Source organism: Salinibacterium sp. UTAS2018 (genome assembly GCF_004118935.1).
Classification (GTDB): domain Bacteria; phylum Actinomycetota; class Actinomycetes; order Actinomycetales; family Microbacteriaceae; genus Rhodoglobus.
Genome location: NZ_CP035375.1, coordinates 325,451 through 341,188 on the forward strand (window position 1 = coordinate 325,451; position 15,738 = coordinate 341,188).

13 protein-coding genes are annotated in these 15,738 nt (G+C 59.0%); 7 read left to right on the forward strand and 6 right to left on the reverse strand.

The window, feature by feature from the left end:
- Positions 1-2 precede the first annotated feature (2 nt).
- Positions 3-3,686, forward strand: coding sequence for a hypothetical protein (locus tag ESZ53_RS01535; protein ID WP_129071225.1), 3,684 nt, complete (start codon positions 3-5; stop codon positions 3,684-3,686).
- Positions 3,687-4,570: 884 nt separating this feature from the next.
- Here ESZ53_RS01535 and ESZ53_RS14270 read toward each other — a convergent pair.
- From ESZ53_RS14270 to ESZ53_RS01550, 4 genes are all read right to left on the reverse strand, one after another.
- The gene (locus ESZ53_RS14270; RefSeq protein ID WP_168187168.1) at positions 4,571-4,747 is read right to left on the reverse strand and encodes a hypothetical protein; all 177 of its coding nucleotides are present in this window, start codon (positions 4,745-4,747) and stop codon (positions 4,571-4,573) included.
- A 134-nt stretch (positions 4,748-4,881) separates the two neighbouring features.
- Positions 4,882-5,079, reverse strand: coding sequence for a hypothetical protein (locus ESZ53_RS01540; protein ID WP_129071226.1), 198 nt, complete (start codon positions 5,077-5,079; stop codon positions 4,882-4,884).
- A gap of 437 nt (positions 5,080-5,516) precedes the next feature.
- Positions 5,517-6,143: a hypothetical protein gene (locus ESZ53_RS01545; protein ID WP_129071227.1), complete on the reverse strand. Its 627-nt coding sequence runs from the start codon at positions 6,141-6,143 to the stop codon at positions 5,517-5,519.
- A gap of 886 nt (positions 6,144-7,029) precedes the next feature.
- Complete coding sequence (locus tag ESZ53_RS01550) at positions 7,030-7,425, reverse strand: Rid family hydrolase (RefSeq protein ID WP_129071228.1); 396 nt, start codon at positions 7,423-7,425, stop codon at positions 7,030-7,032.
- Positions 7,426-8,066: 641 nt separating this feature from the next.
- On the opposite strand from ESZ53_RS01550, the gene ESZ53_RS01555 reads away from it, so the two are divergent.
- Both ESZ53_RS01555 and ESZ53_RS01560 read left to right on the forward strand, forming a co-directional pair.
- A complete protein-coding gene (locus ESZ53_RS01555) occupies positions 8,067-8,423 on the forward strand; it encodes a cupin domain-containing protein (protein ID WP_129071229.1) in 357 nt (118 codons plus the stop codon).
- A 102-nt stretch (positions 8,424-8,525) separates the two neighbouring features.
- Positions 8,526-9,518 carry an LLM class flavin-dependent oxidoreductase gene (locus ESZ53_RS01560; protein ID WP_210403822.1) on the forward strand — a complete coding sequence of 331 codons (993 nt, stop codon included), beginning with the start codon at positions 8,526-8,528 and terminating at the stop codon, positions 9,516-9,518.
- 687 nt (positions 9,519-10,205) lie between these two features.
- Here the strand turns inward: ESZ53_RS01560 and ESZ53_RS01565 are convergent.
- The gene (locus ESZ53_RS01565; RefSeq protein WP_129071231.1) at positions 10,206-10,826 is read right to left on the reverse strand and encodes a hypothetical protein; all 621 of its coding nucleotides are present in this window, start codon (positions 10,824-10,826) and stop codon (positions 10,206-10,208) included.
- A gap of 76 nt (positions 10,827-10,902) precedes the next feature.
- On the opposite strand from ESZ53_RS01565, the gene ESZ53_RS14385 reads away from it, so the two are divergent.
- The 4 genes from ESZ53_RS14385 (at position 10,903) to fmdA (ending at position 14,412) form a co-directional block, all read left to right on the forward strand.
- Positions 10,903-11,946, forward strand: coding sequence for a LuxR C-terminal-related transcriptional regulator (locus ESZ53_RS14385; protein WP_210403823.1), 1,044 nt, complete (start codon positions 10,903-10,905; stop codon positions 11,944-11,946).
- 188 nt (positions 11,947-12,134) lie between these two features.
- On the forward strand, positions 12,135-12,428 hold the full coding sequence (locus ESZ53_RS14580) for an FmdB family zinc ribbon protein (protein ID WP_210403824.1): 294 nt from the start codon (positions 12,135-12,137) through the stop codon (positions 12,426-12,428).
- A 28-nt stretch (positions 12,429-12,456) separates the two neighbouring features.
- Entirely contained in the window at positions 12,457-13,077 is a 621-nt protein-coding gene (locus ESZ53_RS01580; RefSeq protein ID WP_129071232.1) for an AmiS/UreI family transporter, read from the forward strand.
- An 81-nt stretch (positions 13,078-13,158) separates the two neighbouring features.
- The gene (gene fmdA / locus ESZ53_RS01585; protein WP_129071233.1) at positions 13,159-14,412 is read left to right on the forward strand and encodes a formamidase; all 1,254 of its coding nucleotides are present in this window, start codon (positions 13,159-13,161) and stop codon (positions 14,410-14,412) included.
- A 417-nt stretch (positions 14,413-14,829) separates the two neighbouring features.
- Here the strand turns inward: fmdA and ESZ53_RS01590 are convergent, their stop codons facing one another.
- Positions 14,830-15,729: an oxygenase MpaB family protein gene (locus ESZ53_RS01590; protein WP_129071234.1), complete on the reverse strand. Its 900-nt coding sequence runs from the start codon at positions 15,727-15,729 to the stop codon at positions 14,830-14,832.
- Positions 15,730-15,738: the final 9 nt, after the last annotated feature.

The following is a 15,738-nucleotide window of genomic DNA, read 5'->3' on the forward strand; positions in this document are numbered from 1 at the left end:
CTATGTCTGACGTCGGAGACACCAGCATTCGCACGATAGTCAGCGAATTCGAGCGAGAATCTCTGTGGGCGCTGCTCTACGCGTCCGCATCGGCGCCGGAAACCCGTGAGCGATGGTATTCGCTCGCGTTCCTGATCAACGCTGCCCTTCGAGAACATGCGCCGACAAACGGCACCGAAGCGACCGCGGCTGACCTCCGTCGCTTGCTCGATGCCGTCGAGGACTGGGACCCATCGATCCGTTTCATGGAGGATTTCACCCCAAAAGATCCGCGAGACAACGCTCGCATCCGACTCGGTGACAATACAGTTCGTATCTTTCCTGGATCGATCGAGCGTCCGATCGCAGACGTGGATCGCGCCCTCATGCTGGCGCGTGCGTTAGACGAGACGCTTGCCTCAAAGCTGGGATTCGGAATCTCAGACTTAACTGCTCTAGTGCTCGAGCATGTGGACAACGAGATCGCAACTCTCGCAACCGCCTGGCCAGTCGCGACCGAAAACCGCACAGAGATAGTCACAGAGAGCGAGATACTTCGAGCTATAGACGCGATGAGAGCTCACGCTGGAGACGCTCCTTCTACCGCCGCTCAAGCGAGCGCGCTTGAATGGATAACAACTTCGATAGACCAAGTCGATTTTGACCCGCACCACCCGCAGAGCTTGTTCGGCCACGCAATGAGAGTGGTTGATGCCGATGGCACGACTCGATGGATGCCGCTGTCGATCATCCCTGATGCTTTTGGTTTTGCGATTGGGGAGCTTGCGGAACTAGTGGCTGACGAAGACGGTGTGGCTGAAGAGTTTTCTCGCACCGTCGCATCTGAGGTCAGACAGAAGCTCTGGAAATTTGGGCGAACGATAATCGGAGCGGCAGAGACGGTCGACGGTCCACCAGTGGTGACGGGCGGCAACTACGTTCAATGGATCATTGCGCCCAGTCCACAGCGGGCACTACTTGTTCAGATAGTCAGCTCGATCGGTACCGAGTTCGGCGGTTTCGGAGAAGTCGACCCGGCCGCTTTGCAAGCCCGTAGCGTATCTGTTTCGCAAGACGGACGGGTGAAGGTACCCCTGGCGAGGGATGGCGTATCGTTGCCCCCTAGCGTGGAGATAGTTCCGCTGATGATCGTCGCCACCGCTCATCACGTGATGGTGCCGTCGAGCCCTGGCATGATGAGCATGACACTAGACGATTTAGCGTGGATCTCCGCAACGGCCGATGCAGAACTGGATCTGTACAACTTCTGTCGCGATCTAAGCCGTTCAGACCTCCCTCGATACTTCGGGTTTGAAACGATCAACACCTGGGAAATGTGGCGGGCCAATGGGAAAAGTCTATTTTCGGGCGGCCTTGCGCCCAGCATGATGATGCTGGACCCGCACGCGGGCGATGCGGAATGGGATCGCTCTGTGCAGCTCAGCAGCGTTGAGGTAGGTCTGGCTGCGCTTCAACTTCCGGGCCTTCGAGAAATGGCGGCGGCCGAATTTGAGCCGGGTAGCCCAGCTCATGTTATGTCTTGGCCGCGAATTGATGGCAATGCAACAGAAGGAAACGTCCGTGTATCAAGAGCGGGTTTCTTCGAGCGAGGAATTCCCTGCGGCTGGGACATTTATGTTGGGTCATACCCAGTGGCAATTCCCACTTCGTCGTCGTTGTGGCCCGATGGAGACAAAGGCATTTTGCTTCACAAGCTTGCTGGGGCGATCGCGTTCGGAGTCGGGCAGGTCGAGAACGAATGGCAATTGGCGCTTGACGGCCGCGATATCGCGGGATACGTCTTCATCACTGGAGAAGCGGACGAGAACCAGTGTGAAACTCCATTCACGGTTGTTCAGCATCGCACCACGGCCGGACCAGTCGGAAGCATTCACGAATACGAGGTGATCGTCGACTTCGAAAAGATCCTCGAAGTCGGAGATGGCCACCCCGCGGTGCTTCGAGAACACATGGCGGCCTTGATGGAGCAAATACTCCTAATGAGCGACGTCGAGCCAGCAGCCGCCCAGCGAGTGCGGACCGCGTGGGAAGTGGCGCCTCCTACGCTCACTTTCGACGTCGCGAGCGCGCGCACGAAACGTTACGGACTGGCCCTGCCCGTTACCAAGGATCTCGCATTTACCGCCACCGCAGAACGCTTGGTATCAGAACGCGTCCGGGCGGCAGGGGTGGCTGTGGGTCAGTATCGAGGGCGTGAATTAGACCGTGACATCCTGGCACGGGCTACGTTGGAGATTCTTCTGACCCGACTCTCGGAATTCGACCGAGACGACATCACTCGATGGGGAATGATCCAGCTGGAGCGGGTCGCCGAACATCGTGCCCAGGAGCTAGCGAACATTAGTCGCTCAGCTCGCGATCTGGATGTCGCTTGGAACCCCGTGGCGCGGTACGCGGAAAAGATTGCGGAGTTCCTCAATCTGCGCCGTGGCAACGAAATCCTTGTCGAGCAGGCACTGCGGGCCACGCCGAGCGGGAATAAGCCCATTGACCGGATCGCTTGGGCGGAACTTCTGGCCTTCGCCGATGTCTATCTCAACGCAACCACCCGTAGCGAAAACATTCATCACCAAGTAAACCCGTTAGCGATAGACATCTCCGAGTCGTACGTTATCTCGGAGGTGGAAGACCTCGAACCCAGCGAGGAACAGCACCGTGTCCGATACGACCTCGATGCGACAGCGTTCAACGAAGCGGTTGCGAACTCGAGGATGCGTTCGGATGACCTCGAGGCGACCGCTGTGTCGCAAGCGCGCCGAGACGATGTAGACGCGGCGATGTTGATGGGCTACGGAGCGACTCCACTCGATATATACACCGTCCTATTTGCATTGGCACAATGGCCGCTGGACGACGAAGATGCGGATGCCGTCGAAACCACCCTCGACGAAGCCCTAGCTCACCTCGTCGATTTGACATTGCTTGGTAAGGAGGACGGGGGAGGGGCGCGACTTCGAGCCGCCCTAGGAATACTGATAAGTACTGCCGATGACTTGGGCGCGGACCACTGGAAACCGTGGCACTCAAGAACGCGGAAGCGCCGATTGCTTGCCCAACCTCTTCCTTTGCTCTCTAACGGGAGGCTCATGATCGCCCCCCACTACCTCGTCGCTGTTCTTGGGGTATACCGGGGATACCTGGAGCAAGGCCTACTTCCGTGGTCTCAACCGCAGCCTCCTGCCGGCGTAGAAACGGCATTGGGCAAATTCCGTGACGCGAAAAACAAAGCGTTTGAAGAGGACGTTGCCAAGGAAATGAAGGACCACGGCTGGACCGTAATCACCAACGTAAAAGAAACTAAACCCGAACGGCTGGGACTCGCATCTCTGCAGACGGAAATCGATGTGGTTGCCGGCAAGGCAGGTGAATCCACGATATGGCTGTTAGAGGCGAAGGATCCCGCGACGGTGCACGCGACTCCCGAACTGCGGCGGTCGCTAGATACCTTTCTTCTCGATGCGGCCAAACCTTCATATGAAAGTCAACTTGCGCGAAAGCATGAGGATCTCGCGCCCTACGCCGCCGCTGTCGCCGGCGCATTGAACCTACCGACCAGATCCCAGGATGATCCTTATGTAGTGCGGACGCGTTTCGTTACTCGCAACCCAGTACCGGCCGCGTTTGTACCAGGTAAATTCCGGTTCTCGGTTTTAGAAACGCTTGTTGCCGAGATCGCGGACGAGTAGCGGCGCCACCGAACATGTGCCGTCGTTAGACGAGCTAGCGCAGCCGCCGCGCCCTTGAATCGGGGGACCAGAAGGGGACCAGAATCATGCAAACCGTGCAAGTCATGACCTGCCGAGCATGATCTGAGCCGCGGAACTACGCGGTTCTTGGCCCGATTCGGGTCTTTTGGACGCCTGGGGGTCAGGGGGTCGCAGGTTCAAATCCTGTCAGCCCGACAATGTGCCCCGGATTTCTCACGAAATCCGGGGCTTTTTCTATGGAGCTTTTGGGTTCAGAACCCCGATCCAACGTTTTCCCAACACTTCGAACTCCGGAGCATCGAAAGCCCATTTAATTAGTGCGATGTGTGGGCTCTGATCTGCGAGATGTCTTACTCTCTCGGTTCATAAGGAATGCGGTTGTAGTCGTCCGACGAGCGCGGTCTTATCAACGGTTACTTCGATGCACGCGGCCGTGGTGCGGGGTGGATTTCTAGAACTCGACCTCGTCCATGGAATTGCGGTAGCCATTCGATCAGCGACGCATCGGCGCGTACATCGAGCGGATGCCGGATATGTCCTTTTTCAATTGCCGAAGGAATGAAGTCGCGGCAGCAACGCCAACGCCTCGGCCACACACGCTGGGTGTGGGTTGGCGCCCTGCCCGCAACGAAAGTGCCGGCGCAATGGGCGAGCACTCGATCGTTATTCGGTCCCACAGGGCCTATCGCAGCAAGCGTCGCCTTCGAGTCTCTGGTGCGAAGAGCATAGAGACTGACGAACCTCATACCGCGGTGTCCCTACACTTCGCGAAGCCGACGCACCGTCGTGGCGTTGGATCGAGTTGTACAGCGTCGGCGGTGCTTGAGTCGTGCAGCACGAGCGCGATCAGCGTCTGGAGGCTGCTACACCGTTTCGCGCCCGCCCGCGGGGAGCCGAGTACCCGCCTTCACCTCGCCGAGAATATGAACAACGCGTTCGATGAAAGCGTCGGCGATTTTCTCGTCTGTTTTGGTCCATGTGAGCCCGAGCGGTTCGATAGTGGACTCCTTGTAGGTGAGTCCGCGTCGGTCGTACTTCATCCGAATGATGAGCGCGACTATGGGTGGGTGCGAGCGTCGAGTTCCCTCGCAAAGAAAGACGTCGCCGCCTTCAGAACATCGTTGATCTCCCTAAGCTCCTTGTTCTCTTTCTTGAGCCGCCGAATCTCCTCTAGCTAGACACTCGTCGGGGCGACCCGGTTCCCGGCATCGGCCTGAGCTTGCATGATCCACTTCCGCAGCGTCTCGATGCCGACATCGAGCTTCGGCGCAAGATCACGACACGCAGCCGCCATCGACGGGTAATCAGCTAGACGATCGAGGGCCATCCTGACGGCGCGCTCACGAACCTCGCTTGGATAAGACTTGGGCATAACTGCACCCTTTCGCCAGAAAGAAAGCGGCAAGAAACCCGGGACAGTTCATTTTGCCCACCGCGCTAGGAGAGGGTCGCGTGGAAGCGTTTTCGTGTATGGGTTCACGGCGCCAGCATCTCGCCGACTGACGGGTCGCGTAGGTGGCCAGTCCGGTTTGTCGAGCTGTTCGGCAATGACTCGCTCCTTCAGGAAGGTGGCGATAGTGCGCAGGTTGTACTGGGTCAAACGGTTCGATGAACACCATCGGGACTGGGGTGTAGTCGACCATGACGTTCGTCACCCGGTGATCTTCGGGGTCTTCGGTCTCGAACCCGGTGACCATGCTGAAGATGTTCACGGCGCCTGCGTCTCTCCTGCGGATGGGTTGCTTAGGTGGCCCGTCCGGTTTCCCGGGCTGCGCGGCAACAGAGGGCGAGATGGGGCACTAGGGGCATCTACCCTGCGAACTCAAAGTCGATGGTGATCTCAGGATCGACGCTTTTGATGATTCCGGAGTAGAAAACTTGGGCTTGCGCTTTCAGCGCTGCTTCGCTTTGGGTGATGTACTCCTGCTTGTTCTCGTCGCTGAGAATGTTGTTGATCATGCGATTTTGAGCCGCTGGCGGCGCCAGCCAGCTGAGCACGTTGTTGGTCTCGATGGGGTCCTCGAACACGGGATCGTCGAAGCCGATGCTAATGAATTCAGGTATAGCCACCCGAAACGACCCTGGCCCGGTTGGTTCGATCTTCACCTGTGACCCATCGATGCCTAGTTTTGCGTCGAACTTGTACTGGATCAACGTCGTTTTCTCGCTCGCGGGTACGGCGAAGCCGAGAATCTCTCCTTTGCCTTCGTCCCTCGCGATACCCTCGATATGAAGGCTGAGTAAGGCGACCTCTTGCATGGGTGTGTCGAACTTAATCACCTGCGAATCTCGTTCGTTCGAGCTACTGGTGAACAGCGAACCGAGAGCGAGCGCGTTGAGCCCACCAAACGCGAAAGCTGCGCCCATTCCGGCGACCACCAGCACAATGACCAGTAGGAGAGGCCAGAGCAGAACCCTTGCTTTGAGGAAGGTCATGACGATTCAGTCTCCAGTTTTGTTCGACGTCGAAACGTCCTCGAAATCCCGCGGTATGGAACGGCCGCAACACATCGCAGCACCAAGTTCCCTCGAACCATATACTCAAGCAGGAACTTGCCGAGTCTGGCGCGCCCTGCCGACATTGCGACGGCCGCGATCCGACGCGCACCGAACCATAGCGAGGGCGATGTCCACCGTGACGCTCGAACGCTGTCGACGGAATGCGGACATTGTCAGGAGATTCGCTTGCCTTCGCGTTGGTAGTTTTAGAGGCGTAGACGAATGGACGAGCGCCTGCGGCGACACTATCGCCGCTTCGGAGCGCCTCCAGTGTGCCACCCCTCGGGCGCCAAACACCGAGCGTGCCCCCTTCGGCGCCCCGACTCAGCACAGCCCCGCGCCAAAAGAGGAAAATCCGGAGGGGGGGTGGAGGAAAACGCGTTTCAAGCGTCGCGAACGGACCTGTGATTCAAGGGCTGTGTGAGTTCTTGGAACAGCCGACCAAAAAATCGCGGAAACTCAAGGGTTTCCGCGATTTTTCGTTAGTGAGATTTGATCCGGCCACCTAAAACCCCTCCTGAAACGCCTTCTGACCGGCGCTTTGCTCGGTTCGCGAGTGTCGCCTGAGGGGAACAGGGGAACGCTATCGTCATTCTGCTGGCGATCGCCGGTGTTCTTGGACTCGCCGCCGTAGTTCTCGTCCACGAGGTTGCCAAGGTCATCGTCATCGGCCTGCGTGCCGCTCGTTCCCCATTAGCCCGCCTCGCACAATTCGGAGCCGAGCGGGCGCGCGCACTACCTTTACTGCCCAGGGACGCTAGTTGACCGACTGATGGGCTGTCGGGTGACTTGCTCTCAGTCGGGGCCAGCGGGCGTGTCCGCGCTAGGTAATTTCGGCTTCAGGCGACAAACAGATCGCGTAAGCCTCGATCTCAACCGTACGTGCAGGATGATCGAGAGCGGATACCTCAACGATTGTCGACGCGGGTCTTATCTTCTCAAATGCTTCGAGGTGGGCTCGAGCGACAAGAGGTATGTCGGCGATATCCGTGACGTAGGCGACAGTACGCACGACCGCGGCGAGGTTCGCACCAACGTCTTCAAGCGATTTTTCTATGATGGCTAGGGCATTTTTGGCTTGAGTGTAAGAATCGCAGCCCTCGATGAACGGCGGTTGTGCAGACGTTCCCGACACGTGCACATGATCCCCGACTCGGATCGCCCTCGAATAGCCGTAGATGGCCTCGTATGGATCGTCCGAAGCTGCCAAAGTACGCATTAGGCCACGATAGCAGGGTTGTTTGCGTGCGCTTGGACTAGGAGCCGCTTGGCAGTCGCCGGAGCTCGCAACACCGAAACCTGTGTTCACGCGAAGAATGCCACGTCGCGCATTGCGTTCAGCGCCCTGCTCTGCCCCAGCCGTTGAGCATCGAATCTCCGCTGCATCGTCTGAGAACAACGCCCGCCATGCGTCGAAATCATTCGCGTCAAGCACATCGCGTACCGATGAGAAAAGTCTCGACCGGCTAAATCGTCTACACGGTCGGTAATCTCGGTCACGGCGTCACCACCCCGCACGCTTCGCCGCCTAATTATCGGCGCGTTTAACACGCTTGGCTTCGTTTTCGCACGGTTGCTCCACCGGTTGACCATCCGCCGGCGTTTGAGCAGTTCGCATGACGCACAATAGTTCAAAACGCTACCTTGTGTACTATCGTGTTTGATCAACAGTCATTTGTTCGTCGTGTGACACAGCGATGGACCAGACTTTTGCAGTGCGGACCCCACCACCGTCAATACAGAAATGACAATGATGTTCAGAAACTTTCACGCTGAGTTGGCTCCCGCGTACCGCCCCGCAGCGACTCCTGCGGAGGCTGACGTGAGCTGGTCAGACCCGACTCTCTCCTGCACAGCGCAATGACAAAGGTAATCCGCACGGCTGACGTCGCAGTAGTCGAGGAGCCAGAGAACGACTTAGTGATGCGAGCCCTCGCCTCTGAAGCCGACATGAGCGTCACTTGGGTTCAACTCGCCGGGAGTCACCGGCGGCTGAGCACAGCACGCTCGACTCGCGCATATGTTGTCTTGACTGGGGCGGTCGAGATTCAGCTGGGGGACGACCGGTCACAGAGCGTTGAGGCAGGCAACGTTCTGCTTGTGCCACGCGGGGTGCCGTACGAGCTCTCAGGCTATGGCACCTATCTCGTAATTAACGCGCCTGGGTTCGTTTCTGGCGACGATGAGTATTCGGCGGCAGCTGAGACATCCGTTTGAACGCTCCCATTGCCTTTGATCGACTGGCACGCCGAAACCGGGGTGGAAAAATCGAGAAACTTGGCCCGACGTTAAGACTGAATTACGAGAGGAATGGGTGGCATGCGATTCAGCTTGCGCGTCAACAATGACTTGGATATCCGGACCCTCGCCTCGGCGGCTGTTGCGGCCGACGATGCCGGCTTCGAGCAGATGTGGGTATCACACGATCTCATGATGCGGTCAGCACCAGCGCTTGTCGGAGCGTTGGCGGTCAAAACAGAGCGTATCCACCTCGGTATCGGGATCATGAATCCGTACTCGGTGCATCCTGCTGAGTTAGCAATGACTGCAGCCACATTGCAGGAAATTAGCAACGGGCGATTCCTTCTGGGCCTTTCTGCCGGGGCGGGCGAGTTCCTGGCGTGGATCGGAATTGAACATCAAAGACCGCTTAGCCGAACCAGAGAAGCACTCCGTGCGATTAGGGCTCTCCTTGCGGGGCAACGTCCGAGCGAGATTGATGGCACAGGCGCAGACTGGACTGAACACGCGTACCTAAGGATGCCGACACAACAGGTCCCCATATACCTGGGGGCGATGAGCCCGAAAATGCTTGAACTCGCCGGGCGAGAGGCTGATGGTGTGCTCGCTCTATCGTTCCCACCGGAGCACTTCACGACAGCTCGCAGGCATGTTGAAGACGGAGCGGCATCGATCGATCGATCGATGGATTCGATCGACGTTCCCGCATGCGTTTGGCTCTCCGTAGACGAGGACAAGGAAAAAGCCGATCGCGCGCTCGCAGTCAAGCTTGCCTACTACGGAGCCGCGTTCTCGCCCTATCTGTTGGCACGCGCTGGACTTGTACCGGAAGATTTCGCAGAGAGCGACCAAGCCTTGCGTGATGGAGACATCGAGAAAGCCATTTCCGGGATAACGCCGCAGATGTTGCGCTTGGGAATTAGCGGCGATCCTGACTCGGTCGTCTCGCGCTGTCAGGAAATCAAAGCCGCCGGAGTCTCACACTTATCGTTCGGCCCACCGCTCGGTGCTGATCCTGTCAACGCGATTGAGCTTATCGGCAGCGAGATCTTGCCACGACTTCGGGACTAACCGAACTGAGCCCACTCGCTCCAACCGATTCATGCGGTTCAGTCCATCAAACGAGGATTACACGGAACACGAGACCGAACAGAGGGCGGGAAGCGGTGTCACAGGCAGGCGACATCTCGCCGCACACCACGATTTCGTAGCTCTTCAACAGGACTCGATGGCCCCTCAAGCCTGACTTCTGCATGGAGGGCGGCAACGTCTTAACTGGCGGCGCAGGGATTTTCAAGGATCGGCGTCTCTCTCCGTTTGTCTCGTTTAGGCTCGGTGGCAAGGAATTCTCGCCCATCGGATCGAGGTTTTGGTTATGCCGCAGCCCTCATCGACTGGGAGCAACACAATCTGACGCAATGGGCCTCGCATCCACGAAGCTTCGACCTCGTTTCTTCGCATCTCATACACTTGTCTCGGCGGATCAGGTAAAGCCTGTTTCGTTCGTTAGCCTCCGCCTTCGCGCAAGGCGGCACGCTGCTGATCGTCGGCGACGACGCGGCCGACGTCGGTCGAAAATCTCTACACAAGGGTCATCTCGCCGAGCTAATGTTCGACTCAGACGATGCGCTCGCCGCGAGCGCCAGCGAGGACTTGGTGGTCGAGTTTGCCAGCTCGCGCGAACACGGCACGCAGCCTGCTGAGGGAAGCGTGCTCAGGCACGATGTGGTGGTCATGGCCACCCGCACATCCCAGCGATTAGAACGCGTTCTGCAGCTCGCAGACGATGTCCACCTCGATGGGGGTGCCGTCTTCGAACGTGCCCGCGAAGCGCACTTCGACGAGGTCGCGGCTTCCGTCTGCGGTTCGAGAGCCGAGTTCTGTGAGCGAAGCGATATCGCCTCGTGCCGGGGTTTCTACGCCTGCTGCTCCGACGAGGTCGTTGAATCGAAACTGAGATTCATTGATCGCGACGAAGTTCATCGCCTCATCTTCGTGGGCCTTCACGTTGTCGATCCCGACGATTGTGAAGATCCCGGGCATGCTGAGGTCTCCGACATCCTCCTTGCCGCCGAGACGGCTGATCTCGCAGTCGCCGGTGAAGTCCGGGAACTCGACCCCGTTAACAATCACGGTGGCGTTTCCGACATCGTCGGAGGTGAGCCCACCGGCGGCAGGCTCATCCGGCGCCGCTTCGTCTCCCGCGGTTTCCTCAGCAGTGCTGGAGTCATCCGTCGTGCCGGTATCGGTCAGATCGTCGTCGGTCGACGTCGAGCAGGCCGCGAGTGTCGCCGTGATGGCAAGCACCACCGCGGCAACCCGAACCCTTCGCACTGCAGAGAGGGGAGTGAGAGCGAAAGGCGTGCGCGGCATAGTCATGGTTTAAGGCTGCCGACCGGCAGCCAGAATCCGCAATACGTCTTTAGGCGTACGCGCGCGGGTAGGGTGTTGAAGCATGGGACTGAGCGATGCTGACGCACAGGCCGTCCTTCGGGTCGCCGGGCGGCTCACCGCGCATCCGCCGCTCGACTTCGCGGATGTGCTCGAAGCGGTGCGCGAAGTCATCGACTGCGACAGCGCATCTTTCAATGACATGGTGCTGGCCGCGCGAGATTTTCGCTACGTGATTGTGCCCGCCGCCGAGATCGCCGTCGCCACCCGGTTGAAGCCGGAGTACGACAAGTACTTTCACCAGCATCCGCTGATTGCTGCAGCGACTTCTAAGCCCGGGCTTGGTGCCATTCGCTTCAGCGACGTTGAGGGCGCCGCTGACTTCACAGACACCGATCTTTATCGACATTTTTACGAGCCGTTCGATGTGCGCTTTCAGCTCGTCGTAGAGCTGCCCTCGCCGCCGGATGTCGTGGTCGGCTATGCCCTCAACCGCAGCGAGCGGATGGGGGAGTTCAGCGATCGCGACGTCGCCGTGATGAACGCCCTCAGCGGTCACCTTGCGATGCATCACCGCGCAGCGCTCGACGCCGAGCGCGCCCTGCTCGTGAATGCGGAGATGGATCGTCACGCCTGGGCTGTGGTCTCCGTGCGGTCGGATGGGGCGGTCGAGGCGTCGTCGTCGCAGGTGCTGAACGTGGGAGATCGAGTTCCGGAGGAGCTGGCCTCGATCGTCGTTGCTGCCGACTCGACACCGGGCGAAGAAGCTCAACATGACGTGATGATCGGCACGCAGCGATGGCACTGCATCGTGCATCCGGTGCGGCTTGGCCCCACGGTGCTGTTCTTGCGGCGGCAGCAGGACGTCGCTGCAGATGCTGCGGCGCTTCTGGGCGCTGGTCTCACCCGCCGCCAAGCTGACGTCGTGATCGCGCTTGCCCGCACGGGTGGTTCGAACAACGAACTCGCTCAAGAACTTGGCATGTCAGAGTCGACCGTAAAGAAGCATTTGGAAGGCGTCTTTCGAGTGCTGAACGTGACGAGTCGTGCTGCTGCGGTGCTTCGGTTGCGTGAGTTGACTGCGGCAAACGGCGATGTTGCTCGGTAACGATCGCAGTTCGACGAGCTTCCAGCCACGTCGATCGCGTCGCTGACGTGTTCTGGTGAGCGTGCCCACGCCGACTTGAGTGCTCTCGTCGGCGTCTCTCCACCACAGAGTGGTACCGCATCCATTGCTTACTTGATGGATGCTTGCTAGCGTCTCGATATATACAAAGTTGTCTACCCGTAAGAGGGGTGAGTGCTATTCCAGCCTACGAATTTTCTTGCGCCGAACACGGGCATTTCGATAAACGTGCTCCGATGGGTGACATTCCCCAGGTGGCCTCGTGCCCAGTCTGTTCCGGCGACGCGCCCCGTGTTTTCAGCTCGCCTCTCCTCAATCTGGGGGATTCCGGAGCAAGACGGCTTCTTGACGCGACCAACGCGACGGCGGATGCGCCGCGAGTTGTCGGCGCGCCACCATCGGGTTCTCGTAGGCCTCAACGGGTTACCTACGATCCTCGAGCGCAGAAATTACCGCGCGCCTAAAGAAAAAAATACAGGAAGCGAGATCCAGATGAGTGCTGTCGGTTTGCTATATGTAGGTGCGGTGCTATTTCTCAACGGGCTCGCGCTGATGGGCATCGTGAAAGGCACCGGGGCTACACCCATCAACTGGTTCGTCGGGTTCTTGCAAGTTCTCACCCCCACCTACCTGATTTTCACCGCCGGGGGAGACGCTGCGGTAATTTTTTCCGCGAGTGGTCTCTACCTGTTCGGCTTCACCTATCTCTACGTGGCGATGGGGAACACCTGGGGCCATGACCCGACCGGGCTCGGCTATTTTTCTCTCTTCGTCGCGATCATGGCCGTTGCGTACGCCGTCGCGAATCTCGTCTGGTTCGGGGACTACGCGTTCTTTGTCATCTGGCTCGAGTGGGCCGTCTTGTGGTTCCTTTTCTATCTGGTGCTTGGCAAGGGGATGACGTCGCTCACCTGGATCACCGGTGCGGTTGCCGCCGTGCAGGGGTGGATCACCGGCGCGATTCCTGCCTTCCTTCTGCTCACGGGAATCTGGCAGACACTCAACGGCGCGATCGTCGCCGTAGTTCTCGCTGTTGTTTTCATCGTCGCGATGGCCATCATGCGAAGCCGGCAACCAGCCCCAACAGAGGAGGTGGCCCACTCGAACGCCTAAGCATTCACCGCCGGTCATTCCGAGGCGAGTGCCGTTTTCACGAGACTCACAAGTATTTGCTTCATCTTTGAAAGGAAAAAAATGTCTGAGAATCTGTTTCCCTTAGATTCCGAAAAATCCTTTACCGACCAGAAACTGGTGGGCCACAATCGATGGCATGGCGACATCCCGGCGGCCGTCACGGTCAAACCGGGCCAGGTGTTTCGAGCTGACTGCCGTGAATGGTTCGACGGGGCAATCGTCAATGATGACTCAGCCGATGACATCGCCAATGCACCGCTAGAGAGCGTCCACGTGTTGAGCGGACCGTTCGCCATTGAAGGTGCCGAACCCGGCGACCTGCTGATTGTCGACATCCTCGATATTGGCTCGATTCCGAATGAGTCTGGCCCGCTTGCCGGCCAGGGCTGGGGCTACACCGGCGTCTTCACGAAGAACAATGGCGGAAGCTTCCTCGTTGACCAGTTTCCCGACGCCTACAAGGCCATTTGGGATTTCGAAGGCGGCTACGCTACTTCTCGCCACGTGCCCGAAGTGCGCTACCGCGGCATCACCCATCCCGGGCTGATGGGAGTCGCGCCCTCCAACAAGCTGTTGTCGACGTGGAACTCTCGCGAGGCTGCACTCATCGCCACTGATCCGCACCGGGTACCACCGCTCGCGCTTCCCCCGGAACCGCGTTCGGCTATCCTCGGGTCGCTCACCGGAGCGGAGTTCGATCGGGTGAGCAACGAAGGCGCTCGAACCGCTCCTCCACGCGAGAATGGTGGAAACCAGGACATCAAGAACTTCACCAAGGGCACGCGCGTTTTCTATCCGGTCTTCGTGAAGGGGGCGAATCTCTCGTTCGGTGACCTGCACTTCAGCCAGGGCGACGGTGAAATCACGTTCTGCGGTGGCATCGAGATGGGCGGATTCGTCGAGCTCAAGGTCGACATCATCAAGGGCGGCATGGAGAAATATGGGGTGTCGGAAAACGCGATCTTCCAACCGGGAATCGAAGGCCCGCAGTACAGCGAGTGGCTGGCTTTCAGCGGCACCTCGGTGACATTGGATGGCGAGCAGAAGTACCTCGACTCCGATCTCTCGTACCAGCGCGCGTGCCTGCACGCGATCGACTACCTCACGAAGTTCGGGTACAGCCCCGAGCAGGCGTACCTTCTTCTGGGATCCGCGCCCATCGAAGGTCGACTGTCTGGTGTTGTGGATATCCCCAACTCCTGCGCCACCGTGTACCTGCCCACCGCGATGTTTGACTTTGATGTCACTCCGTCCAAGGGCGGTCTGCACCAAATCAATCCCGGAATCGGGGCCCCGCGCACGGCAAATAGTTAACCGAGTGAGCAGACGCCCCTGGGGGCTCTCTGCGGCTTAGTGAGAAAGCGGTACGTCGCTGGTTTAGCCGGCGGACGTGCCGCTTTTTCGTTCTTCGGATCGCTACGCGTTTCGTTGCAGAGTCTTACGCATCGATACTCGTGAAGTCGGTTGAGCGCCTCGGCAGGCACGGGGAATGATTGCCTGAGCAACGGTCTAAGCATCCCCGCGCCAGCGGTCGAGGTTAGTCCTTGCGCTTGCTGGCGGCCTTGTCTTTCTTGTCGGCGCGCTTCTCTTTGAGAGACTTGCTCGCTACAGTCTTGCCGCTGGATTTCTTGGGTGATTTATCGGCCATGACGTTATCCTCCTGTGAGCCGAGTGGCTCGTTCCCTGAGGGTACCCCGCCCGCGGCGCCAACCGATGTATGCGCCGTGTGAGTTAGACCGAATCACGCTCGCGCTCGAGGCGGGCCAGCCGCACGCGGGCTGCGTCCTCGCTGGAGGATGAGGTGCCGAGAATTTTTCCCACTGAGCGCAACACAATGCCGGTCGCCCAGATCACCGGCAGCGGTGATCGGCGAAGACCAAGTAGCTTGCGGTGTTCTTCGGGCAACGAAGCGACGGCGCCGGCGAACAGCACCCTGTAGGCGGGCATCATTGACCTGCGAAGCGGGGGATTGCGAATGAAGCGCACTGCTTCGAGAACGCGATCGTCGCTTTTGAGCACAGGGCGGAATCCATCAATCTGAGCTTTCAGTTCAGCGCGGGATCGCGGTGGCTGCTCTACTCCTACGAGTTCTCCGGCGGTTGCCCACTCGCTCACGTACTGGTCGGCCCCGCCGGGGATGGGCTTTCCCCATAGCTCATGGCTGCCGAGGAACGCGTCGGTGAAAACGGCGTGCACCCACGACAGCAACTCTTGGTCGCCCGCGGTGTAGGGGCGTTCGACACCGTCGACATCCAGATAGGTTCCGGCGACTCGGGTGTGATATTTACCGACGCGGGCTGACTCCTGCTTCGACTGTTCAGTGCTGGCGAAAGTGACCGTGATGAGCCACTGAATTGTTCCCGAAAGTCGCCCCAGCGGATCCTCTTTGTACCGCGACCAATCGTGAACGCCCGCCATCGCTCCGGGGTGCAGGGTCTGCATGAGCAGCGCCCGGATGCCGGCGACGAGAGTGCCCATGCCGCCGTGCACCACCCAGGCAGCAGAATCGGGGCCAAAGAATCCCGCATCGTCACCCTGTTCGATGCGAGCAACCCATTCCGGTCGCCCGGAGCTTTCGCCGGAGAATGTCGTCAGCAGGTGTGAGCGCCAGGAGTCAGAAAATCTTCCCATCCTTCGACG

Excerpts from the sequence above, each read along its gene's own strand:
- ESZ53_RS01535 (WP_129071225.1), top strand. The coding sequence starts at position 3 with ATGTCTGACGTCGGAGACACCAGCATTCGCACGATAGTCAGCGAATTC.
- ESZ53_RS14270 (WP_168187168.1), bottom strand. The coding sequence starts at position 4,747 with ATGAAGTACGACCGACGCGGACTCACCTACAAGGAGTCCACTATCGAA.
- ESZ53_RS01540 (WP_129071226.1), bottom strand. The coding sequence starts at position 5,079 with ATGCCCAAGTCTTATCCAAGCGAGGTTCGTGAGCGCGCCGTCAGGATG.
- ESZ53_RS01545 (WP_129071227.1), bottom strand. The coding sequence starts at position 6,143 with ATGACCTTCCTCAAAGCAAGGGTTCTGCTCTGGCCTCTCCTACTGGTC.
- ESZ53_RS01550 (WP_129071228.1), bottom strand. The coding sequence starts at position 7,425 with ATGCGTACTTTGGCAGCTTCGGACGATCCATACGAGGCCATCTACGGC.
- ESZ53_RS01555 (WP_129071229.1), top strand. The coding sequence starts at position 8,067 with ATGACAAAGGTAATCCGCACGGCTGACGTCGCAGTAGTCGAGGAGCCA.
- ESZ53_RS01560 (WP_210403822.1), top strand. The coding sequence starts at position 8,526 with ATGCGATTCAGCTTGCGCGTCAACAATGACTTGGATATCCGGACCCTC.
- ESZ53_RS01565 (WP_129071231.1), bottom strand. The coding sequence starts at position 10,826 with ATGACTATGCCGCGCACGCCTTTCGCTCTCACTCCCCTCTCTGCAGTG.
- ESZ53_RS14385 (WP_210403823.1), top strand. The coding sequence starts at position 10,903 with ATGGGACTGAGCGATGCTGACGCACAGGCCGTCCTTCGGGTCGCCGGG.
- ESZ53_RS01580 (WP_129071232.1), top strand. The coding sequence starts at position 12,457 with ATGAGTGCTGTCGGTTTGCTATATGTAGGTGCGGTGCTATTTCTCAAC.
- fmdA (WP_129071233.1), top strand. The coding sequence starts at position 13,159 with ATGTCTGAGAATCTGTTTCCCTTAGATTCCGAAAAATCCTTTACCGAC.
- ESZ53_RS01590 (WP_129071234.1), bottom strand. The coding sequence starts at position 15,729 with ATGGGAAGATTTTCTGACTCCTGGCGCTCACACCTGCTGACGACATTC.